General features: G+C 61.6%; 24 protein-coding genes, 1 tRNA gene and 4 pseudogenes. 12 read left to right on the top strand and 17 right to left on the bottom strand.

Going from position 1 to position 21,401, the window contains the following annotated elements; all coding sequences use genetic code 11:
• Positions 1-38 precede the first annotated feature (38 nt).
• From L0A91_RS12510 to L0A91_RS12490, 6 genes are all read right to left on the bottom strand, one after another.
• The gene (locus tag L0A91_RS12510) at positions 39-485 is read right to left on the bottom strand and encodes a hypothetical protein (protein ID WP_235244734.1); all 447 of its coding nucleotides are present in this window, start codon (positions 483-485) and stop codon (positions 39-41) included.
• Positions 482-1,273 (bottom strand): hypothetical protein, encoded by a 792-nt coding sequence (locus L0A91_RS12505; RefSeq protein ID WP_235244733.1) that lies wholly within the window; start codon positions 1,271-1,273, stop codon positions 482-484. The genes L0A91_RS12510 and L0A91_RS12505 overlap by 4 nt, the downstream gene beginning before the upstream one ends.
• Positions 1,261-2,082, bottom strand: a complete 822-nt coding sequence (locus L0A91_RS12500; RefSeq protein ID WP_397333876.1) for an acyltransferase family protein — start codon at positions 2,080-2,082, stop codon at positions 1,261-1,263. Before L0A91_RS12500 ends, L0A91_RS12505 begins: the two co-directional genes overlap by 13 nt.
• A 23-nt stretch (positions 2,083-2,105) precedes the next feature.
• Positions 2,106-2,477 (bottom strand): acyltransferase, encoded by a 372-nt coding sequence (locus tag L0A91_RS17645; RefSeq protein ID WP_260115218.1) that lies wholly within the window; start codon positions 2,475-2,477, stop codon positions 2,106-2,108.
• Between the two features lie 580 nt (positions 2,478-3,057).
• The gene (locus tag L0A91_RS12495) at positions 3,058-3,261 is read right to left on the bottom strand and encodes a hypothetical protein (RefSeq protein WP_235244732.1); all 204 of its coding nucleotides are present in this window, start codon (positions 3,259-3,261) and stop codon (positions 3,058-3,060) included.
• Positions 3,262-3,281: 20 nt separating this feature from the next.
• Positions 3,282-3,854, bottom strand: a complete 573-nt coding sequence (locus L0A91_RS12490) for a hypothetical protein (RefSeq protein WP_235244731.1) — start codon at positions 3,852-3,854, stop codon at positions 3,282-3,284.
• 112 nt (positions 3,855-3,966) lie between these two features.
• Here L0A91_RS12490 and L0A91_RS12485 point away from each other — a divergent pair, with 112 nt between their 5' ends.
• A complete protein-coding gene (locus tag L0A91_RS12485) occupies positions 3,967-4,488 on the top strand; it encodes a peptidylprolyl isomerase (RefSeq protein ID WP_235244730.1) in 522 nt (173 codons plus the stop codon).
• A gap of 72 nt (positions 4,489-4,560) precedes the next feature.
• Positions 4,561-5,460 (top strand): rhomboid family intramembrane serine protease, encoded by a 900-nt coding sequence (locus tag L0A91_RS12480; protein ID WP_397333726.1) that lies wholly within the window; start codon positions 4,561-4,563, stop codon positions 5,458-5,460.
• A gap of 140 nt (positions 5,461-5,600) precedes the next feature.
• On the opposite strand, the gene L0A91_RS12475 is transcribed toward L0A91_RS12480, so the two are convergent.
• A complete protein-coding gene (locus L0A91_RS12475) occupies positions 5,601-5,882 on the bottom strand; it encodes a cell division protein CrgA (RefSeq protein ID WP_235244728.1) in 282 nt (93 codons plus the stop codon).
• A 110-nt stretch (positions 5,883-5,992) separates the two neighbouring features.
• On the opposite strand from L0A91_RS12475, the pseudogene L0A91_RS12470 reads away from it, so the two are divergent.
• Positions 5,993-6,777 (top strand): annotated as a pseudogene (locus L0A91_RS12470) (DUF881 domain-containing protein).
• A gap of 63 nt (positions 6,778-6,840) precedes the next feature.
• On the opposite strand, the pseudogene L0A91_RS19990 reads toward L0A91_RS12470, so the two are convergent.
• The 8 genes and pseudogenes from L0A91_RS19990 to L0A91_RS12425 all read right to left on the bottom strand — a co-directional run.
• Positions 6,841-7,563, bottom strand: a pseudogene (locus tag L0A91_RS19990) (PASTA domain-containing protein); the annotation flags it as partial.
• 282 nt (positions 7,564-7,845) lie between these two features.
• A pseudogene (locus tag L0A91_RS19985) lies at positions 7,846-8,766 on the bottom strand (protein kinase); the annotation flags it as partial.
• A 113-nt stretch (positions 8,767-8,879) separates the two neighbouring features.
• The gene (locus L0A91_RS12450) at positions 8,880-10,421 is read right to left on the bottom strand and encodes a penicillin-binding transpeptidase domain-containing protein (protein ID WP_311197818.1); all 1,542 of its coding nucleotides are present in this window, start codon (positions 10,419-10,421) and stop codon (positions 8,880-8,882) included.
• Positions 10,333-11,856 carry an FtsW/RodA/SpoVE family cell cycle protein gene (locus L0A91_RS12445; protein WP_235244725.1) on the bottom strand — a complete coding sequence of 508 codons (1,524 nt, stop codon included), beginning with the start codon at positions 11,854-11,856 and terminating at the stop codon, positions 10,333-10,335. The genes L0A91_RS12450 and L0A91_RS12445 overlap by 89 nt, the downstream gene beginning before the upstream one ends.
• Positions 11,853-13,184, bottom strand: a complete 1,332-nt coding sequence (locus L0A91_RS12440; RefSeq protein ID WP_235244724.1) for a PP2C family serine/threonine-protein phosphatase — start codon at positions 13,182-13,184, stop codon at positions 11,853-11,855. Before L0A91_RS12440 ends, L0A91_RS12445 begins: the two co-directional genes overlap by 4 nt.
• A 2-nt stretch (positions 13,185-13,186) precedes the next feature.
• Complete coding sequence (locus L0A91_RS12435) at positions 13,187-13,669, bottom strand: FHA domain-containing protein (protein WP_220122200.1); 483 nt, start codon at positions 13,667-13,669, stop codon at positions 13,187-13,189.
• Positions 13,666-13,857, bottom strand: coding sequence for an FHA domain-containing protein (locus tag L0A91_RS12430; protein ID WP_260115334.1), 192 nt, complete (start codon positions 13,855-13,857; stop codon positions 13,666-13,668). The genes L0A91_RS12435 and L0A91_RS12430 overlap by 4 nt, the downstream gene beginning before the upstream one ends.
• Before the next feature lie 87 nt (positions 13,858-13,944).
• Positions 13,945-14,508: a DUF3662 domain-containing protein gene (locus L0A91_RS12425; protein ID WP_235244723.1), complete on the bottom strand. Its 564-nt coding sequence runs from the start codon at positions 14,506-14,508 to the stop codon at positions 13,945-13,947.
• 260 nt (positions 14,509-14,768) lie between these two features.
• Between L0A91_RS12425 and L0A91_RS12420 the strand changes: the two genes are divergently transcribed.
• The 7 genes from L0A91_RS12420 (at position 14,769) to L0A91_RS12390 (ending at position 18,775) form a co-directional block, all read left to right on the top strand.
• Positions 14,769-14,850 (top strand) — tRNA-Leu (locus L0A91_RS12420).
• A gap of 244 nt (positions 14,851-15,094) precedes the next feature.
• Positions 15,095-15,991: an HNH endonuclease gene (locus tag L0A91_RS12415; RefSeq protein WP_235244722.1), complete on the top strand. Its 897-nt coding sequence runs from the start codon at positions 15,095-15,097 to the stop codon at positions 15,989-15,991.
• A gap of 315 nt (positions 15,992-16,306) precedes the next feature.
• Positions 16,307-16,942, top strand: coding sequence for a YaaA family protein (locus L0A91_RS12410; RefSeq protein ID WP_235244721.1), 636 nt, complete (start codon positions 16,307-16,309; stop codon positions 16,940-16,942).
• A gap of 130 nt (positions 16,943-17,072) precedes the next feature.
• Positions 17,073-17,681, top strand: a complete 609-nt coding sequence (locus tag L0A91_RS12405; RefSeq protein ID WP_235244720.1) for a GNAT family N-acetyltransferase — start codon at positions 17,073-17,075, stop codon at positions 17,679-17,681.
• 98 nt (positions 17,682-17,779) lie between these two features.
• Positions 17,780-18,082 (top strand): MmcQ/YjbR family DNA-binding protein, encoded by a 303-nt coding sequence (locus L0A91_RS12400; RefSeq protein ID WP_311197817.1) that lies wholly within the window; start codon positions 17,780-17,782, stop codon positions 18,080-18,082.
• 34 nt (positions 18,083-18,116) lie between these two features.
• Positions 18,117-18,419 (top strand): hypothetical protein, encoded by a 303-nt coding sequence (locus L0A91_RS12395; protein ID WP_235244718.1) that lies wholly within the window; start codon positions 18,117-18,119, stop codon positions 18,417-18,419.
• Positions 18,420-18,451: 32 nt separating this feature from the next.
• Complete coding sequence (locus tag L0A91_RS12390) at positions 18,452-18,775, top strand: hypothetical protein (protein WP_235244717.1); 324 nt, start codon at positions 18,452-18,454, stop codon at positions 18,773-18,775.
• Here the strand turns inward: L0A91_RS12390 and L0A91_RS12385 are convergent.
• Entirely contained in the window at positions 18,708-19,271 is a 564-nt protein-coding gene (locus L0A91_RS12385; RefSeq protein WP_235244716.1) for a hypothetical protein, read from the bottom strand. The genes L0A91_RS12390 and L0A91_RS12385 overlap by 68 nt on opposite strands.
• A gap of 87 nt (positions 19,272-19,358) precedes the next feature.
• Here L0A91_RS12385 and L0A91_RS12380 point away from each other — a divergent pair, with 87 nt between their 5' ends.
• The gene (locus L0A91_RS12380; protein WP_235244715.1) at positions 19,359-19,784 is read left to right on the top strand and encodes a VOC family protein; all 426 of its coding nucleotides are present in this window, start codon (positions 19,359-19,361) and stop codon (positions 19,782-19,784) included.
• On the opposite strand, the gene L0A91_RS12375 is transcribed toward L0A91_RS12380, so the two are convergent.
• Entirely contained in the window at positions 19,781-20,347 is a 567-nt protein-coding gene (locus L0A91_RS12375; RefSeq protein WP_235244714.1) for a nucleoside/nucleotide kinase family protein, read from the bottom strand. The two genes, L0A91_RS12380 and L0A91_RS12375, sit on opposite strands and share 4 nt — an antisense overlap.
• Before the next feature lie 326 nt (positions 20,348-20,673).
• Between L0A91_RS12375 and L0A91_RS12370 the strand changes: the two are divergent.
• Positions 20,674-21,401, top strand: a pseudogene (locus tag L0A91_RS12370) (SDR family oxidoreductase).

Here is a 21,401-nt window from a genome sequence, read left to right as displayed (position 1 = left end):
CGTTGCGGCAGCCCCCGCGCCGTCGCGTGGCTTGAGGATCAGGGGTAGCCAACCTGAGCAGCGAAATCCTTGATCTCCTGCAGCGAACTAGCAGCGATCGACGCAGCCGTCGGCACCCCAACCTCACGCAGTGCCGCCTTCATCGATGGCTTGTCTCGGCACAGGTATGTTGTGTGCACCGAAACACCGGGGATCCCGGTTGCTTCCCGCACCAAGGCGGCCGGCATGGTGTGTGACTCAATGGTGGCTTCCAACCGATCGATCCACAGCCAACTCTGCAGGCCGCGGACCTTGGCGGTCATCTCATCAACGTTCGTCACCGAGCCCACTTGCTCGTAGTGGCCCAACCAACCACGCAACTCGTCGTCGAGATAATCCCAGGGGGTTTCGCCGATGCCGATGACAAAGGCACCAGCCTCCGCCAGCGCCCTGGCGAACTCGCGCTGATTCTTCGGGAAGTGTGGCTCTACGAAGACAATGTTCACCCGCTAACTGTCCCACCGTGCTCCGCCAGGTGGGGTGTTTTGGCGCTATTGCGACAACTCGTAGAGGCTGTCGAATCCTTCAGCCACGGCTTGCGCGTACAATGCATCCCGTCGATATCGGGGTGGATGCGATCTGACTGCAGCGTCTCTGGCTGCGCGGTTGCCGCCGCCTGCCAATCGCCGATCACCACATTGGGGTATTTAGCCGCAATGTCGTTCAGTTGGTCGTTGGAGTCGGGGATAAAGGACGAACTTCCATAGAGGTTCATCAGCACCACGTGGCGATCAGCACCGAGCGCATCAAGCACCGCTCGCGTCTGGTCGGCGTCCACACCCGCATTCGTGCCGAAGTGCAGGATCACGTTGTCTCGCAAGACTCCATCTGCGTCCGCCTGCTCGACAACGGCGAGGGCGTCCTTCCATTGCCGGTTGGATTTAGCGGCGTAGTTCATCTCTGGAAAGCGGTAGGTCAACCCATCAGCGCTGGTGACAACCAACGAGTCGCCGATTGCGGTGATGTCTTCACCGGAGGGGACCCATAACCCATCCTCGTCCTGGCTGTAGTCCCAGTCATCGCGCGCGGCGCCTGCGTCGTTGTCGGCTTCTACGGCGTCCTCGGTGCTGACCTGCTGTGATTGTTCAGATGTGGCGTCGCTTGGCGGCGTCGTAGCCGGGGCGGGGCCACCCTGAGATTGCTCTGCCAACGCCGCCTCGGCAGTTTCAATCTGCTGCTGGGTCTCGGACTTCTCGGGTGCAGTGAAGAGGGCCGCTGCCGTCAGCAGCAGCATGACGACGACCGCCCCAGCGGCCAACCGAGGCACGCGGTTGTTGGCCCAAGGGTGCCAAACCACGTGATTCCGGCACGAAGTGCCGCTGCGAAGCCTTGCTGGCGAATGGGGGTCTCAATGAGGCGGTAGCTGACCTCAGTGAGGGCCAATGTGATGAGTAGCGACATGGTGAGCGCAGCCGCCCCCCGGAGAGTGCCATTCGCATAGGGGACCAGGGTGGCGACGATGATCAGCACGGGCCAATGCCACAGATAAAGTCCATACGACCGGCTGCCGAGCCAGCCGAGGAGCGGGATCGACATCACGCGACGCCAGGTCCCGCCATACTCCAGCAGTCCGGCGATGAGCACGACAGTAGCGAGGCTCGCGAGCAAGATGCCACCGCGGAAGGTGATCGGTGAACTCTGGGAAAGCAGGAGCATGCAGGCGGCCAGGGTGACCATTGCCGTGCCCACAAACCAGTGGCGATGTTGGCGCCAGACTGGGTGGTGGAGGCCGGCGCGGGTGGGTGAGGCCCAGGCGAAGGCAAGGGCGGCGCCGAGCATCAACCCGAAGGCATGGGTGTCTGTGCCGTAGTAAACCCGAGTGGCGTCAGCGCCTGGGACATAGAGCAACGCCATAAACGAGGCAGAAACAAAGGCCAGCGCCAAGGCGATGCCGACACGTTGTCTCGCCTGAGCGGTGAAGCCCAAGACCGCCACCAAAACGAACGGCCAGAGGAGGTAGAACTGCTCCTCGACCGCCAACGACCAGAAGTTCACAAAGAGTTGTGGCGAGGTGGAATTGAAATAGCTCGATCCAGCCGAGATCTCGACCCAGTTGGTGCTAAAAGTCAGCGCACCAATGGTTTGACGAGTGATGCCGACGAGCAGGTCCCCGCCGAGAATTCGGAGAGCGCAACACAGGTAATGACGACCGTGATCAATGCGGGCAGTAATCGGCGTGTGCGGCGCAGCCAGAACTGGCCTAGGTTGATTCGTCCGTGTTTTGCAACGTCTCGAAGCAAAAGCGTGGTGATCAGGAAGCCAGATACGACAAAGAACACGTCAACGCCGAGAAAACCACCGGGAAGCGCGCTGGGCGTGAAGTGATAGATCAGCACCGCAAGAATGGCGATCGCCCGTATGCCGTCCAGACCGGGGATGTGGCCCAGGCGCGGGGTGAGGTCACTGGGGCCACGGGGGCCGCGCCGCTTGGGCTTCACGGGCGCCGGTTGGCCCCCGGCGGGGTCAGTTTTCGTGCCTGTTGGATAGGCGTCGGCGCTCGCAGTGGTGCCTGAGGCGGCGCCGTGGGGCCAGGCGAGAGGTCAACTGGCCCGGACGGCTCGCCCCGGGCAGGTGAAGTCATCGACTGACTCCTTTCTGGCACAGGAGAAGTCGCCCATCGACTGCCCTTACGTCAAGCCTATGAGAATGGAGTGACTATTGGGGCGAGGCGCGCTGGTGGCTGAGACAGACAGAAAATTAAGAAATCGGGCCCGAAAATGGAGTGAAACAATGCCGTTTCCCGATCTCCCGATTCCTCGTTGCGTAATCGCCGGTGCTGTAAGGGACAACAGCAAGACCATTGCTTGGCCAGGAGTAAGGTCTTCGACCTAGATGGGGAGAGTTTGTCGTCCGCCCGAGAAGGCCAAAGCAGTGTCTCGATCGACAATTGGGACGGTCGCATACTGTCCGTCCTGCCGGGCCTCAAAAGACACAAAAGCGGGCCAAACCCCTCAAGGTTTGACCCGCTTCGACCCTTGGCTCAACTCCGAGGAGTTAAAACCAGGTGGGCTGTCCTACTCAGTTCTTTGCGTCGTCTGCCTTGTCCTGGTCAGCGTCTGCAATCTCGGTTACCTCGACTGCGGCAGGCTCGGTGGTGACCTCAGCAGGGTCAACCTCAGGCGCCTCGACAGTGGCTTCGGTTTCGCCAGTGGAGCCAGCCCACGGGTCAACCTCAGGCTCGTCCTTCTTCTGGCTGACGACATACGCGACAGCAGCGCCCACCGCGGCCAGGACACCGAAGGTCAGCAGCGCGCTGCCCTTCTTTTCTTAGCCTTGGGTGCACCGGTGACCGTAGCGATCGGGCCGTCAGTGCGGGCCAGGATGTCGTCCTTGCCGGACTGGACGTTGCCGAGCATCTCTTGCAGCCGGGGCAGCAAGTCGTCGATCAGCGTGTCGCGCGCTGAGTCAACAGCGGAGTCAATGGACTTGCCAGCAGCGCCGATGCGCTCCTGAGCCCTGGGCACAGCGCTGTCGATGCCCTTGTCTGGGTTGCTCACTGCCCGGTCCCGAGCGCTAGTCGCTCGTTCGGTGGCAGCTGAGCGGAAGTGGGAGGTACGATCTGCAGCCTCTTCGCGTGCTTCAGCAGCGCGGTCGGCAGCAGCCTCACGAGCCTTAGCTGTGCGCTCCTTAACGACCTCGGATGCGTGCTCAGCCTTGGGGGCGACAGCCTCAGAGACAGAATTTAGGACCGACACAGCGGCGGCGCGGATGCTGTCGGTTGCTTGAGTCCCGGCCTCGACGGCCGACTCTTTGGCTTCGGTGGCGCGGGAGACAGCCTTATCGGTGGCCTTCTCGGATTTTGTGCGAAAGAACACTGAACCCTCCTCGTGGATTTATATGTCTATTCTGCCTTGTTGTGGGGTGCTAATCCACTTTGTCACCACCCTACGCTGGGGCTGGGGTCTTTCGCGTGGGAGGATAGTCGACATGAACGTGACTTTGCATACCAACCACGGTGACATCGCGCTGACGCTTTTTGCGGATGCAGCGCCCAAGACGGTCGCCAACTTCGTCGGTCTGGCCCAGGGGTCGCTGGACTACAAGGATGACGCGGGCCGTACCAACCCCACGCCGTTCTTCGATGGTCTGAACTTCCACCGGATCATCCCGGGCTTCATGATCCAGGGCGGCTGCCCGCTCGGTGAGGGCATGGGCGGACCAGGCTTCACCTTTGACGACGAGATCAGCCCCGACCACACCTTCGGTGGCCCTTACATCCTCGCGATGGCCAACGCGGGCAAGCGCATGGGCAAGGGCACCAACGGTTCTCAGTTCTTCATCACGCTAGAGGCCACCCCGTGGTTGCAGGGCAAGCACACCATCTTTGGTGAGGTTGCCGACGAGGCCAGCAAGGCCGTTGTCGACGCCATCGGTGCAGTCCAGACCGGCCGCAACGACAAGCCTGTCGACCCAGTTGTGATCGAGCGGGTCTCGGTCGACGAGTCCTGATCTACCTTTTGATGAGAGCGCCGAGTTCGGATAACTCGGCGCTCTCGCTGTTTGAGCGATAGGCGAAACGTCGTGACTGAATCTGCCTCAGGGGCACCAGGCGAGCCCGCTAGCCCTCCTGTCTGCCCCCGCCACCCCAATGAGGTCGCGTATGTCAGGTGTCAGCGGTGCAACCGACCCACCTGTCCATCGTGTCAGCGACAAGCTGCCGTGGGAGTGCAGTGCGTTGATTGCGTCGCGGAGTCGACGAAACAGGCGCCGAGAGTCACCTCGAGGTTTGGCGTCACCCCGCGCGCTGACCAGCGCCCGTTGGTCTCGTGGACGATCATCGGCATCTGCGTGCTGCTCTATATTGGCCAGCGAATCAACCCGGCAGTGACGTCAGAGTTGTGGTTTGTGCCCATCCAAGCTGGCACGGAGCCCTGGCGGATGTTGACCGCGGCGTTTATCCACAACCCCAACGGCTTTCTGCACATTGGGTTCAACATGTATGCGTTGTTCATCGTTGGTGGATACCTCGAGCCGTTGCTGGGCCGACTGCGCTTTGCGTTGCTCTATCTGATCAGCGGGTTGGGTGGATCGGTGGGCTACCTCTTGCTGGCAGTGCCTCCCGAAGGGTGGTTCACCCCGACGTTGGGAGCCTCCGGTGCGGTCTTTGGCTTGTTCGGTGCGATGCTCGTGTTGAACTGGCACCTGAAGCGACAGACCGGCGGCGTCGTTGCATTGTTGCTGATCAACGGGGCTATTGGCTTCATCATCCCCAACATCGCCTGGCAAGCCCACCTCGGCGGTGCCGTCACTGGTGCAGCGATCGCGGGAGTCTTGGCGTTGACGGCGGCCCGGGGGCGCGACGAAGAAGCCGTGCGCCGCCGCAAGTGGCAGTGGCCCGCATACGCACTGATTGTGCTGGTGCTGCTGGGTTTGGCTGCCTGGCGCGTATACGCGGTGCTCGGCACCGCTGGATTCGCCTGAGTTACACCAGTGTAGTTATCCCCACGCTGTGGATAACATGTGGACTCAGTAGATGAATCTGGACATGGGTGTGGATAAAAACAGGTATCCCCAGCTCTCCTTGTGGACAACTGGGGATACCGTGCGTTTGTTTGGGGAAACTACTTCCACTTCGTGGTCATAAAGAACCCAGCCATGATCAGTCCCATGCCGATGGCGAGGTTCCAGTAGCCAATCGTCAGGGGGTAGAGGCCCTCTGAGATATAGAACGTGGCCACCCAGATGACGCCAGCGATCATCAGCGCGGACATGGTGGGGACCCACCAAGACGGGTTGCCAACCTGTTGTTTCTTGGGCTCTGGGCGGCCCTTGGCCTCGCGACGGTTAGCCGGGTTGCCAGAATTCTTCGGCGTCTTGGCTGGGCTGCCAGATGACTCGGGCACGGTGATGACTCCTGGTCTTGGGGTGCTTTCGCCGGGGCGATAGAGCGGTGGGGAGTCCAGGATACTGGTTGGGCGCGTCGATTGGCCTCATCGGCGTACTCTGGAAGGGTATGAATGACGAGTTGAGCACCCCGCAGTCCAGTGCTGGCCGGCCCGATAGCGAGCAGGCCACGGACAAGGCGACCCGCAGCAGTGTGTGGCGGGTTGCCGTTCCGGTGATGGCCCTCGGAGCCGGACTCTTATTTGGCACTTCGGCTTCCCTGGCGTATGTCACTGACTTCGGTGAAGACCCAGTTGACCTGCCTTCGCTCATTCAGCAGCGCGCGGACAAAGTTGAGACGCTCAGTGGCGATGCATCGTCTCTGCGCGATGAAGTCGATCAGTTAACGAAGGCCAAGGACGCTTCGACCCAGCAGGTCAGCGCGACGGATCAAGCAGATGATTTGGCCCCGTCGGTGGGGTTGGGCCCGATCACTGGGCCTGGTGTGACTGTCACCCTTGATGATGCTGGCTACACCCTTGAGACCCTGCCCAACGGGTTCACGGTTGATGACGTCGTCGTGCACCAGCAGGATGTGCAGAGCGTCGTCAACGCCCTTTGGGCCGGTGGCGCCGAGGGCATGATGATTCAAGGTCAACGCATCGTCGGCACGAGTGCCATTCGCTGTGTGGAAACACCCTGTATTTGCAAGGCCGCGTGTATTCACCGCCCTACACGATCACCGCCATTGGCGATCCAGCCGGGATGAGCTCAGCCCTGGTCCAAGACCCGGTTGTTGCTAACTACCGAGGCTGGGCACAAGAGCTTGGTTGGGCTACCTCGTTGAGTCCAAGGACGATATTGAGATGCCTGCCTATTCTGGCTCGTTCCGACCTGAGCATGTCGAGATCCTGACGGAGCCCGACGTGGCACGGCTCGACACTCGCTGAGGCGCTTTCGCTTGCCGTCAGCTCCTGACTACGGAGTTGGCTCTTCATCGGTCGGCGTGGGCGTCGGGTCCGGCGTGGGGTCTTCTGTCGGAGTCGGATCCGGCGATGGAGTCGGGTCCGGCGATGGAATCGGCGTTGGTGTGGGCGTCGGGGTTGGCGTCAACGTGACCGTCTCAGTCTCCGGCGGAGCTTGAGCCACGATGATGGTCACCTCGGTGCCGTAGTCGACGACATCTCCAGGGGTCACTGATTGCTCAAGCACCGTATTTGGTGCCGACTCAGAAGACTCCCGGTAGGTGGTGGCAACCTCAAGTTTTTGGTCGCGCAAGTCGCTGACGGCTTCTCCCGCTGGCTGGCCAACCACATTGGGCACTTCGGCTTGACCGCTGGCGATCACCAGGGTGACGTCATCGTCGGGGCTGATCTCTTCACCAGCGGCAGGTTCAGTGCGGATAACCTCGCCGGCCGCGTAGTTGACGTCATCTTCCTCGTCGGCAGAACTAGCAACCTTGAGGTTGTCTGACTCAAGGCGGGTGCGCGCAGCATCCTCCTGGAAGCCCTCAACATCAGGGATGGTGATGGCATCTGGCCCGCTGGAGATCACCAGGTCAACAATAGAGTTGGGGTCCACCTGCGAGTTAGCGCCCGGGTCCTGCTCGATAACGGTGCCCTCCGGGTCGTCACTAGCCTCCTGGGTCACTTGCGGAGTCAGGCCAGCCGCTTCCAGCTTGCCGACGGCAACATCCTCTTGATCGGTGAGGACATAGGGGACGGCGGTCTGTGCGACCGGCTCAGCTTGGTTGAACCAGACTTGCCAGACAATAAAGCCAACTGCGGCCAGAGCAATGAGACCAAGCGCGCTCATCACCCAAACTCCACCGCTATGGCGCTCCTCGCGAACTGGAATCTCGTCCGTCCGCTCATAACCGTCATACCCCGTCGGTGTGCCTGGGGCAGGCGGGTTCGTGGCGGGGACCGCGCTAGCGGCGCGCATCTCGCGCCGAGCGGGGAGATCCATGGTCGGTTCACTGGTGACGGGAACGCCGACGACCTCGGTCGCAGACCCGCCCGAGGAAGCCAGCGCAGCAGCAGCACCTCCAGCAGCGGCCGCAGCAGCAGCGCCACCGGCAATGCGGGACAAACTGCGTTGAGCGCCAGAGGAGATGCGCCCGCCCGTTCGGGCAGAGATCAAATCGTCACGGAACTCGCCAGCGCTTTGATAGCGGGCCTGGGGAGTCTTCTCCAGGGCATGCAGCGCAATCGCGTCTAGGGCCTTGGGCAAGTCCTCGTGGTGGGTCGACGGCGCCTTCGGGGTTTCGCCCAAGTGCTGATAGACCAGCGAAACGGGGTCGCCTTGGAACGGTGTGCGGCCACACAGCAACTCGTAAAGCATGCAACCGGTCGAGTAGAGGTCGGATCGAGCATCGACGTCTTGGCCCTGGGCTTGCTCGGGCGAGAGGTAGCGGGCAGTGCCCAAGACGGCTTGGGTTGCGTCATGGTTGCCGCCGTGTCGGCCAGCGCGCGGGCGATGCCAAAGTCCATGACCTTGACCGCTCCGCCACGAGTGACCATCACGTTGGCAGGCTTGATGTCGCGGTGCACGATGCCCTTGGAGTGGGCATAGTCCAGACCTGAAAGCGTGGCTGCAGTGATGCGAGCAGCCTCATCCGCCTCAATGACTTTTTCCTCGTTGAGCAGGTCACGCAGCGTGCGGCCCTCGACATGTTCCATCACGATGTAGGGCACTTGGACGGGTGCGCCGCCACTCTCGTAGGCAACTTGTTCGCCCGAGTCGTAGACAGCAACGATTGAGGGTGGTTTAGGCCTGCTGCTGCTTGGGCCTCGCGCCGGAAGCGCGCCAAAAGCTGGTGTCGCGAGCGAGGTCAGAGCGCAAAATCTTGATGGCGACAGCACGCCCGAGTCGCAGGTCGTGACCAACGTGCACTTCAGCCATACCGCCACGGCCGATCAACTCGCCGACCTCATAGCGGCCACCGAGAACCCTTGGCTCAACGAATCCGTCGCCAGAGTCTTTGTCTGGTCCTGAAGATGCCTGTGTCTCGTCGCTCATTGACCCACTCCTGCCTGCAGGACAGCCTGAGCGGCTGGGGCGGCAAGAGTGCCACCACTGCCTCCGGCCCAACTGTCCGTTGCGCTTTCGATGATGACGGCCACAGCAATTTGTGGGTCGTCGGCCGGGGCGAATCCGGTGAACCAAGCGTGTGCTGCCCCGTTGCTGCCGAACTCGGCGGTGCCGGTCTTGCCAGCAACAGAAACGCCCGGCAAAGCCGCCGCGGTGCCCGAACCTTCGTCGACAACGCTGACCATCATGTCGGTCAGCTCCTGGGCCGTCGTGTCTGAAACGGCGCTGGATAGCTGATTGGGTCGGGTTTCGCTCATCACATCAAGGTCGCTGCCACGCACCGATTCGACCAGGTATGGCTGCATCACCTTGCCGTCGTTGGCGATGGCCGCCGACGTCATGGCGACCTGCAGCGGGGTGACGCGCACGTCGTACTGGCCAATCCCGGTCAGGGCGACCTGCGCGTCGTTAAGTTCATTCGGATAAACGCTGGGCGTCACAGCCATCGGGATCGACAAGTCCTGCTCAAAGCCAAACTTCTGCGCCTGCTCGTCAATTGCCGTCGGTCCCAGGTCATTGGCCAGTGCGGCCATTGAGGTGTTGCACGAAACGCGGATGGAGTCGGCCAAGGACACCTGATCGGTGGGCCCACACGTGCCGCCCTCGAAGTTGGGCAACTCAGTGGTGGTGCCCGGCAACGTGTACGTCTGCGGACCGTCCAGGATGGAATCGGGCGTGTACTCCTCGGACTCCAGGGCAGCAGCCGCCACCACGAGCTTGAAGACTGAGCCCGGTGGGTAGAGGTCTCCGGCGATGGCGCGGTTGGTCAGCGGTTGTCCCTCGTCATCAGCCAGAGCGTTATAGGACTCTTCGACCGAGGTCAGGTTGTGCGACGACAACGCATTCGGGTCGTATGTCGGGTGGCTGACCATGGCGAGAATCGCGCCGGTGCTGGGGTCCAGGGCCACGACGGCACCGCGTCGATCGCCCAGAGCGCTCTCAGCGGCAGCCTGCACATCGGGATCGATGGTGAGCTCAAGCGCTGCGCCGGTGGGCGGGGTGCCGGTGACCATGTCAGCGATCCGGCTGTAGAAGAGGCTGTCGTCGGTGCCAGCCAGCACCGAGTCGCGTGACGATTCGAGCCCGCCACCGGCGCCATAGATGAAGGAGTAGTAGCCCGTGATGTGCGAATACTGTGCGCCCGAAGGGTAATTGCGAATCCGGCGGAGCTCGTCATCCGTCTCGGAGGAATCGGCGATCGCGGTGCCGTCAACCAGGATCGCCCCACGGTCGCGGCTGTAGGAATCCAGCAGTGTGCGTCGGTTGCCGGGTTGATTGCGCAGGTCATCAACCTGGATGAACTGGATCAAGTGGTAGTGAGCAGCAACACCGTGAACATCGTGAAGACCACCAAGGCGAGACGGCGAATAGGTGTATTCATTCCTTCTCCTCCTCAATCGTGGTGGTTGTTGTCCGTGGGCGTTGCGCCTCGGCGTCACCTGAGTGGGTGTCTGCGGAGTGCTCAATCTCGGCTGTGTCGGCGCTGGCTGCCTCTCGGTCGGCCTCACTCTTGGCTCGCGCTTGCGCCTCAGCGCTTTCGCGAGCAGCACGCTTAGCTTGCTTGCGCGGCTTCTCGATCGGACGCTCGGACTCGGGCCGACGAGCGTGATCGCTAATCCGCAGGAGCAAGGCGATGATGATCCAGTTAGCCAACAGCGAGGAGCCACCAGCCGAAAGGAAAGGCGTGGTCAGACCGGTCAGCGGGATAGCGCGAGTGATGCCACCGATAACAACGAATGCCTGAAGGGCGATCGAGAAGGCGAGACCGGCAGCGAGGAGTTTGCCGAAGCCTTCGCGGGCACCGATTGCGGTGCGCAGACCGCGCTCGGCGAGCAGCGCATACAACATGATGATCGCAAAGAGGCCGACCATGCCAAGCTCTTCGCCAAAGCTGGCGACGATGTAGTCGCTGTTGGCGAAGTACGTCTCATACGGGTAGCCCTCGCCGAGTCCGGTGCCAAACATCCCACCGTGGGCCATGCCCATCAGCCCCTTGGCCACCTGGTCAGATAGGCCAGGCGCGAACGGGTCGAGCCAGAGGTCGACGCGGGTTTGCACGTGCGAGAACAGGCGCCAGGCGACGAACGCGCCGCCGACAAAGAGGCTCAATCCGATGATGATCCAACTCAGGCGCTCGGTCGCGAGATAAAGCATGGCGACGAACAAGCCAAAGAAGAGTAGGGAGGAGCCGAGGTCGCGCTGAGCCACCAAGATCAGGACCGACAAACCCCAAGCAGCCAGGATCGGGCCGAGGTCGCGGCCACGAGGCAGTTGAAGTCCCATAAACCGGCGACCGACCAGTGACAAGGCGTCGCGCGTTTGCACGAGGTAGCCAGCAAAAAAGACCGTCAGGCAAATCTTGGCGATTTCACCAGGCTGGAACGTGAAGCCACCGATGCTGATCCACAAACGCGAACCGTTCACCGTTTGGCCGATCACCGGGAGCATCGGCAACAGGAGCAGGGCGAAACCGGCAGCCATCGCGGTGAAGGTGTAGCGGCGCAGGATGCGGTGATCGCGCAAGATCCACAGCACGGCACCAGCCAGCACAATCGAAAGCACGCTCCAGAGCAATTGCCTGGTGGCAGCCCCGTTGCCAGCGTCAAAGCCCTGACCGATATCGATGCGATAGATCATCACCAAACCCAGCCCGTTGAGCAGGGTGGCGATCGGCAAGAGGAGCGGGTCGGCATACTTGGCGACGTGCCTGATGACCAGGTGCAGCCCCAGCGAAATGATGAGCAGGCCACTGCCTTGCACGACGATGCCGGCTGGGATGCTGCCGGTGGTGGCCAGGCCGACGTTGGCGTAAGCGACCAACACGATGGCGATGGCAAACAGCAGCAGCAACAACTCTGTGAAGCGGCCGGTCGGTGGGCGAACGTCGGTCACAGTGCTCACGGGGCGCAACCTTCGGGGAAGGTGTAAGACTCGGGGACCTGCTCGGCCTCAACAGAGTCGGGCAAAGGCAAGAAGAGGTCGTCCTCAGTGTTGGGATAGACCGGCACCGGTGTGCAGTCCACGGAGATCAGTGCGCGCAACTCGGCGACCCTCATCTGGGCATCTGCGCGGTCATCGGCTGAGAGCGTGCCCTCGACCTGCGATTGGTAGTAGGTCGGCAGGTCAGACACGGCAAGGTCGGTGACTTCGTCGGTCTTGGAAAGGGAAATCGGCCCTAAATCCTGCGAGATGCCATTGAAAATCGCGACATTGCCATCTTCGACTCCGACGAAGTACTGCTGCTGCGTCCACACGTAGGAGCCATAAGCACCCGCGGCAACCACGGCGGCGATAGCAATGGTGACGAGGCTGCGACGGAGAAAGGTAAAGAAGCCGTGGGGGCTGTTTTCTTCGGCCAGTGCTGGGGCTTCGGGCTCATCCTGGGTATGCCGGGTGAGCGCGGCGGCCTTTTCGGCGGGAGTTTGGGTGTGGGTTGCCGCCACCGGGGCCGTGCCCAGCTCGCTGACAGCCCCAACTACCTGCGGTTGAGTGGTGCCGTCGCCAGCCTCAACGACGTCAACTACAACGACGGTGATGTTGTCGCGAGTGGAAGCGCGGAGACCGATCGCGACCAGTTGGTCGGCAATGTCTCCGGCCTTGCCCTCGCTGCACAGAATCTCGGTGATCGTTGACTCGGCAACATAATCCGAGAGGCCATCGGAGCAGATCAGGATGCGGTCCCCGGCGCGGACCTCGCGCATCGACAGGTCAGGGTGGTCCTCGGTGCGACCGGTCAGGACCCGGGTGACCAAGGATCGTTGCGGGTGGTGCAGGGCTTCTTCAGGCGAAATGCGGCCCTCGTCGAGCAACTGCTGGACGAAAGAGTGGTCGCGAGTGATTTGGGTGACCCGGCTGCCGCGGCGCAGATAGGCACGGGAGTCGCCGACGTTTGCGACGGCCAACTTGTTGCCCGAGCGCAGCATGGCGATGCAGGTTGTGCCCATGCCGCCGGTCTCAGCGCTCTCGTGGCCGACCTCAGCGAGGCGGTCATTGGCATCCATGACGGCGGTCTCAAGAATGTCGAGCATGTCGTCGGCGCCGTGCGACTCACCATCAAGGTGGACTAACTCCCCGACCACCAGTGAACTAGCGACGTCCCCGGCGGCGTGCCCACCCATACCGTCACAGAGCACCAATAACTCGGGCCCGGCATAGGCCGAATCCTCATTGCGTGACTTGCTGCCGAGGCCGATGTGAGATCGGGCGGCGTAGGTAAGGGCGACTGACACTGTTATCGCCGCAACTCGATGACGGTCTGACCGATCCGAATCTGAGAGCCCAAGACGAGACGAGCCCCCGTGTCAATGCGTTGCTGATTAACGAATGTGCCGTTGGTCGACTCCAGATCGTCGGCAAACCAAGCATCCTGACCTGGATAAACACGCAGATGTCGGCCCGAGGCAAAGTCATCGGTGAGCACGAGCGTGCACTCAGGGTTGCGGCCGATCAGGATGCCCTTTTCGCTCAACGGCACAGTGGTGCCGCGCAGCGAACCGGCGATCACGGCCAAATGCGTCGGGCCATTTTGGCGCTGTGCGCGCGACTGCTTGGGGGCCTTGGCGGCAGCGCGGGGCTCGGGTCGACGGTTGCTGCCTCGTGTTAACACCCGAGTGCCGTAGAGGTCGGCGCGCAGGGCACCGACAATTGAGAAGACAAAGGCCCAGAGCAAAGCCAGCAGGCCCAGGCGGATGACGTTGAGGGTGAGCTCGCTCATCGTGCCTGCTCCAGGTGGAAGGTCATGGTGGTCCGGCCCAGGGTGATGCGGTCACCTTCTTGCAACTCTTCGGTGCCGATCTGGTCACCATTGAGATAGGTGCCGTTCGTGGACCCAGCATCGCGGATCAGGACGAGCAGGTTGGGGCCGTCGTGGGTGATGCGGATCTCGGCGTGCCGGCGGCTGATGCCCGGTCGTCGACCATGACCATGGCGGATTCGTCACGGCCAATCGTGGTGACGGCTGTGCCCAAAGGCTGCTTCTTGCCGTCGATATCAAGGTATGCGCGGGTGCCGCGGGTCTGGGCCGCTGACTTGCGAGGGGCCGCGGTTGCCGCGGAAAGGCGCGAGTGGCGCCGTCGTCATCGCCGGGCGCCGGGGGCGGTGCCTGACTGCTAGCGGGGCGGGCCTGACCGCTCGCGTCTTGGCTAGGCTGCCGAGCGCTGGTTTGGCGACCCGGCTGGTTGCGGCCGTCCTTGAGGCAGGGAGGACACGGAAGATGCCGGTCTCTAGCTGCTCCGACTTCACCAGGCGGACTTCGAATTGACCGGGAGCGGTGTAACGCTGCGCGTCGGCGTGGTCTTCGGCGGCCGCGATCAACTCATCAGTGAGGGCCTTGTCGTAAGAGGCCAGACGCTCAAAGTCATCGCTGGCTAACTCGATCGTGAAGACATTCGGCACCATTGTGCGGCCTGGCCCGAGCACGGCTGCCCGATCGTCCATCGACCCACGGATGTGCGAAGCAATCTCAACTGGTTGTACTTCGGCCTTGAACACCTTAGCGAAGGGCCCCTTGACGGCCTTTTCTAGGCCGCGCTCCAGATTGTCGAACAATCCCACGTCGCCACTCCTCTCGGTCTCAGGCTCTTTCGTCTCTCCCAAACCCCGCTTGTTGCCGGGTTCGAGGGCGGCGATGGCGCCACCACTGCCCACTTGATCCTACTGTCCGAAGGCAATCTACTCCGCATTCAGGGCCGTCAATAGTGGGATCGTGATGCTGTCACGCGTGCCTGGGGATATCGACTTTTTGGCTGAAGGCTAGATGTGAGTTTGCCGATGGTGAGTCCCCCCTTTGTGCGTGATATTGTCCTCTAGCACTCGCGCGAGTGGCGGAACGGCAGACGCGCTGGCTTCAGGTGCCAGTGTCCGAAAGGGCGTGGGGGTTCAAATCCCCCTCGCGCACGTATACCTGAAGAGTCCCGATCAGCTTTCTGGTCGGGACTTCTTCGTTGTCTGGAGGTTTCTGCCCGCTGGCACTCATGCCCCAGCCGCACTGCGTCCACTCCTCAGTGATGAGGCCTTTTGAGACACATGTGCATGTTTTGCAGGGCTCATGTGTCCCATTTCGCCTCATCGCTGCGCACACCGGCTAAATGAGCTGGCATTGGGCCTAGCTTCACGGCCGGCCGTTGGGTAGCTTCCAAGAGTGAGCATCATCGAGGGGCAACTTCGGCAGGCAGCCATGGCCTACCTCAACACCAGGCCCACCCCGCATGTCGACTACCACTGGTTGCGCGAGTTCATGTTCAACGGCGAGCAGATTCCACTGATGGACATGCAGAGGGGGATTCGCAAGCCAGCGAAACTCAGTGGTGCGCTGTCGATTCGCACCACCTACACCAAGCCGGGCGCTGCCCCTCCATATATGGACAACACTGGTTCTGACGGTTTCCAGCGTTATAAATACCGTGGAACCGACCCAAGTCACCCCGAGAACAAGGCGCTCCGCAGGGCTTTTGAAGATGCCTTGCCCATCATCTGGTTTGTCGGCGTCGCGCCGGGGCGCTATGAACCGATCTACCCCGTGTATGTCGTGGGCGATGACCCCAGCCAGCTCGAGTTCACGTTGGCCCTGGACGAAACGCAGCGACTGTTAATGGCCCCTGGGTTCGTGATGGATGAGGCGCAGCGGGCCTATGCCATGCGAGAGACAAAGCAGCGCCTCCATCAAAGAGTTTTCCGGAGCCAGGTCTTATTGGCGTATACGACGAAATGCGCCATCTGTCGGCTCAAGCACCCTGAGTTGTTGGACGCAGCGCACATACTTCCCGACTCGCATCCGAACGGGTTGCCAATCGTCCCGAACGGGTTGACGCTCTGCAAGATCCACCACGCGGCTTTCGACAACAAGATCATTGGCGTTCGCCCCGACTACTCATTGCACGTCCGCCCCGACGTCCTAGAGGAAGTGGATGGCTGGATGCTGAAAGGTGGAATTCAGGGGGTCCACAACACTTCACTTGCGGTCATCCCAACAGTGCGCAAGGCCCGCCCAAGTGTTGATCGGCTCGAAGAGCGTTATGCGGAGTTCCTCGCCTACTAAGGAAGCTCCAGCAGCTGGCGGTCTCCCCAAACGAGACTGGCTAGTTCGGCGATGGGGCCTTTTGAGACACATGTGCATGTTTTGCAGGGCTCATGTGCCCCATTTCGACTCATCGCGAAGCGGATAGGAGCCCTGAGTGGTGAAGCCGTGGCGTGAGCAGGTACAACAGAGGTGTGTTGTATCTCCTCTCGCCCGCCAAGTCCCTTGACTACGACTCGCCCCTGGCGACCAAAAGCACACGCAACCTCGGATGCTTGAAGAGGCCAGTGACTTGGTCGAGGTCATGCTGAGAAAACTCCTGCCGACCTCTCGGAGATGATGTCGATCAGCGAGGACCTGGCGTTGACCAACGTGCAGCGCTTTCAGGACTTCACGACTCCATTCACGCGCAAAAATGCCCGCCCAGCGGTGTTGGCCTTCGCGGGAGACACCTACATCGGGATGCAACCCAAGGAGTTCGGCGAGCGCGATTTCACCGAAGCCCAAAAGACGGTGCGGATCCTCAGCGGCCTCTATGGAGTGCTGCGGCCGCTTGACCTGATGATGCCGTACCGGCTCGAGATGAGCTCCAGCGTCACTACTGAGCGGGGTTCCAGCCTCTATGACTATTGGGGCGACCAAATCACCAATCAGTTGCGATCAGATCTGGCGGAGTCACCGGGTCCTGATGCGGTCATCAACCTTGCCTCCAATGAGTACTTCAAGTCCGTCCGACCAGGTCAACTCGATACCCAACTGATCACTCCGCGCTTCATGGACTACTCAAGCGGCGAATACAAGGTCATCAGCTTCTTCGCCAAGCGAGCCCGAGGCGCCATGGCTGCGTGGGGTGTGCGCAATCGGGTGCGTTCGGTGCGGGGGCTGCGTGACTTCGGTGGACTCGGCTACCGCTATGACCCAGCCCGATCGACGACAGCCGAGCCCACGTTTATCCGCGAGTCCAGCGCGTAGTTTGGTTTTGTGATGCGGCCTTTTGGGACACATGTGCATGTTTTGCGGGCCTCATGTGGCTCATTTCGCCTCATCGCCAGCAGTCGCTGGCCTCGATCCAGGGTCACAGCGGAAGCCATACAGTGAGCACGTGAGTTTTCTTGAGCCGTCCACGCTGACGGGCGACATCGTCACCCTTGAGCCGTTGTCGCACGACCATCACGACGGGCTGGTCGAAGCAGTGAAAGACGGCGACCTCTGGGACCTTTGGTACACCTCGATCCCCAGGCCAGAGGGCATGCGAGCCGAGATTGACCGGCGCCTTGGCCTCCAAACGGCGGGCAACATGCTGCCCTATACCGCGCGGCTGACGCAGACAGGTCAGATCATCGGGATGACGACATTCATGAATGCCGACCCGGACAACCTGCGGGTGGAGATCGGCTCAACCTGGAACGCGGCCTCGGCTCAGCGCACCGGCGCTAACGCCGAAAGCAAACTCCTGTTGTTAACTTTGGCCTTTGAGCAGTGGGGTTGCATCGCTGTCGAGTTTCGGACGGCCTGGATGAACCAGCAGTCCCGAACAGCGATCAGCCGTCTCGGCGCCAAGCAAGACGGCATCCTGCGCAATCACCAGCGCTTGGCTGACGGGTCACTGCGCGACACCGTGGTGTTTTCCATCCTCGACTCCGAGTGGCCCACGGTGCGCAACGAGTTGCAACGCCGCATTGGTCTAGCCGTGAAGCGGACCCACCCCTAGGCTCAAGTCATGCCGCACGAGCAGATGTTCGACGATGACGATCCGGTCTACCTGCGCGTCCGTGAGATTGCGCTCAAGCTCCCCGGGGCCGATCAAAGGTGAGTCATGGCCGGCCGGCCTTCTTCACCAAGAACATCTTCACGATGTATGGCGCCTCCCAAAAGATCGACGGTGAATGGATCCAGCACCCCCAATCGGTGATCATCAAACCCGACCCTCAAGAGCGCCTTGCTCTAGAGGGCGACGATCGGTTTTGGGTGCCGGCCTATTGGGGGCCTTATGGCTGGCTCGCGCTCGACATCAGCGACGCCACGGACTGGCAAGAGATCGCTGAACTCCTCGAAGACTCCTATCGGCAGACTGCCCCAAAAGGGCTGGTGACAAAGTTGGAGGGCTCGTAGACCTGTTACGCAGGTGCACCTCTAAAGTGTTGCCATGACTAGCCGCGTTGATCAGCCAGGATGGCGCCGCGCCTTCGATTGGCTCTTCCGCTCACGCGAAACCGGCAATCTCACCATCGCTCAGTTCCCCAACTGGCCGATCCTGGTCTGGGCGGGTGGAACCGTCTTGACGCGATTCATTGATGGAATGCCCGGGGTGATCTTTCAGAGCATCGCCACAGCAGCGCTGATCTATTGGGCCTTGCTTGAGCTTTTCCGTGGTGAAGCGCCCTTCCGTCGGGCCCTTGGAGCCGGTGCGTTGATCTGGGTCGTGACCGGCCTGATCAGTATGAGGTAGGCCAAATCCTCATTTCTTGAAACAATGGGCAGATGACTGACCAGCAGAGGCCCGGCACCCACCCCGCTCTAGAGTGGCTAGAGAGCCACCTGTCCGAGCGTTCCGAGCGCTGGACTGCTCTGGGTTTGAAGGTCGACCGCGAAGAAACCACCGAAGGTGACACCACTGGCGTCATCATCGACCTGGAGCGCTCCGGCAAAGAGGCAGCCATTACGGTCTGGTCTAACGGTGAAGCCGAGACCGTCGCTGGCGATGTTTCCGGTGCGATGGAGCAGCGCCGGCTCGATCTCAGCGCCGAGCAGGAGGTGGGCGTCGCGCTAGACCAGCTAGAGGCATACCTGATCTCTGCGGTCTGATCTCAGACCCGAGTATGGGGTGAGCCAGCTGGTGCCCATATCGTCGCGCAGCCACAATCACCAGCACTAACAGGACTTGCACCCCACCGAGCCCAGCCCCGAGCAACATCATCGGCTCGATGTAGTCGACACCCATGAGGCCTGCGGAGTGATCCATCCCGGCCATCGTGCCGCCCGGCGCCCCGACCGATCCGCTGCCGCCCATCTGCAGGTGCACCACCACCATCGTGGTCCCCACGGCGGCCATCATGGCCAAACCCATCCGCGATTGCTGGCCGCGTAAAAAATGCCATCCGCAACTAGAGCAGATCAGCGCTAGCGCAAGCATGGGCAGCGACATCGCAAACATCGCGCTGCCACCCATCGGCACGAGCGCCACATGCAGCCCAGCGCAGATCAGACTGGCCATCCCCGCTGCTCCGCCAGCAAGCATTGCCAGATCGCCGGGGCTCAGCACGAACCGGGCAACAGTCGTTGTTGCCGAGGGGCTAACCATGAGCGCAGATTATCCCGACCCTGGTGCCGGGTGCTAGAGCCTGGCCATACTGGAGGGCAAGACCCACCCCTCTCGCGAGGAGTAGTTATGTCCAACTTGGTGACGCACTTCGAAATTCACGCTGGCAACCCGACCGAGGTGATGGCGTTCTACGAAAAAGTGCTCGGCTGGACCTTCACGCAGGTGGGCGACATGGAGTACTGGTTGATCGATACCGGAGACGGCGCTGCCACTGACGATCAACCTGGCCAGGGAATCAACGGCGCGCTGCTGAAGCGAATGGGCGAATCGCCCGCGGTTGGCGGCCCGGTGACTGGCTGCAACTTTGTGGTGGGCACAGATGAGGTCGATGAGGTCTTCGCCCGCGGCTTGAAGCACGGCGGGGTCGAGGCATTACCACTCGAGGACATGCCAGGTGTGGGGCGCTTTGGTTACCTGTTGGACCCGGACAACAACATCTTTGGCGTGCTGAGCCCGATCCTGTCCGACGGCACGAATGCGATGGAAGGCTAAAGGCTTGGGCCCTGCTCGACCGTGAGGATAAAGTCCGCTCGCTCGCGCCCCCGCTCAACGATGGCGGCATTGGCCTCATCGACCTGATGTACCCAATCCAGGGTGGAGGCGCGATCGTGGCCGTGCGCGAGTCGGCGATCGATTAACCGCTGGACTCGGATATCGGTCGGGGTGTCGAGGAACCACACCTCATCAAGCCGACTCTGCACGGACCCCCACCCGTATGCGTCGTGCAGCAAATAGTTGCCCTCAGTCATCACCAGGTCGAGTTCAGTCAAGACCGGCGTTGCCCCCGCGACAGCAGCTTCAAGCGAGCGGTCAAACCGCGGCGCATAGACAACCTGGCGGCGCTCGCGGATGCGGTCAAGCATGGCGGCATATCCCGCCACATCAAAGGTGTCAGGTGCCCCTTTGCGATCCCTGGACCCCTGCTGGTCGAGCACTTCGTTGGCTAGGTGGAACCCATCCATACCGACAATCACGGTGTCGTTCCCCAGCGCGGCAACGATCTGATCGCAGACGGTTGACTTGCCGCTTCCTGGAGCACCGACGATGCCGAGCACAGAGCGGCCTGGCCGAGCGAGGAGTTTGTGGGCGCGAGCAAAGCGGCATCCATGCCATGAAGAGCCGGTAGCCCTTCGTTCGCTGCGGACAGATCCACTGACGCTCCTCTTTTTGCGGGCTCGCTTTTAGACAAAGGCTAAGGCCAAGGCGGGCGGGACGCGGACAGCGCATCAGCCTAGACAAAACATAGACATGCCTGACATCGTTGTCAATAAGTGCCATGACACCGATGACATAAACCCAGAAATGTGCCACTATCCACTGAACAAGGTTGCTACTCGCCAGTCTGGACGGGTGGGCACTCACTGCATTCGAGGAGCGAAAAATGCACGGTCTAGAGGGCAAAAAGGTGCTGGTCACGGGAGCATCGGGGGGTATTGGTGCGGCCATCGTGCGGGATCTTGTTGCCGCGGGCGCGGATGTCGTAGCCCACGGTCGGACGGCTGAGTCGCTGCAGGCTTTGGTGGACGAGACAGGTGCGACCCCAGTGCATTTTGATGTGTCGGTCGAAGACGAAGTGAAGGGTGCTCTCCAGGGACTGGATGTCTGGGGTGTCGTCAACTGTGCTGGCTTCGGTGGCGAGATTGCCTCGCCCATGGACACCGATATGGCGATCTTCGATCAGGTGATGGCCGTCAACGCTCGCGGCACCATGCTGGTCACGAAGTATGCATCCCAATCAATGGTTCGTCTGGGCCAAGGTGGCTCGATCGTCAACGTCTCCAGCCAGGCTTCTCTGGTCGCGCTGCCCAGCCACATCTCCTACGGCGCGTCCAAGCGGCCGTCGACTCCATCACTCGCGTGAGCGCACTCGAGTTAGGGCCGCACGGCATTCGAGTGAATAGCGTGCACCCCACCGTCGTGATGACCGAGATGTCCGCCTTCTACTGGGGCCGACCCGAGATTGCTGGTCCGTTCCTGGACCAGATGCCCCTTGGTCGGTGGGCCACACAAGAGGAAGTCTCGGCTCCCGTCATCTTCCTGCTCGGCGCTGGCGCATCGATGATCACCGGCGCTCACCTGCCCATTGATGGTGGTTATACCTGCCGGTAG

The sequence above is a fragment of the Ornithinimicrobium sp. INDO-MA30-4 genome (genome assembly GCF_021535045.1).
GTDB lineage: Bacteria > Actinomycetota > Actinomycetes > Actinomycetales > Dermatophilaceae > Ornithinicoccus.
The sequence above is the reverse complement of the archived record's forward strand: the minus strand, read 5'-3'. Positions and strand labels throughout refer to the sequence as shown.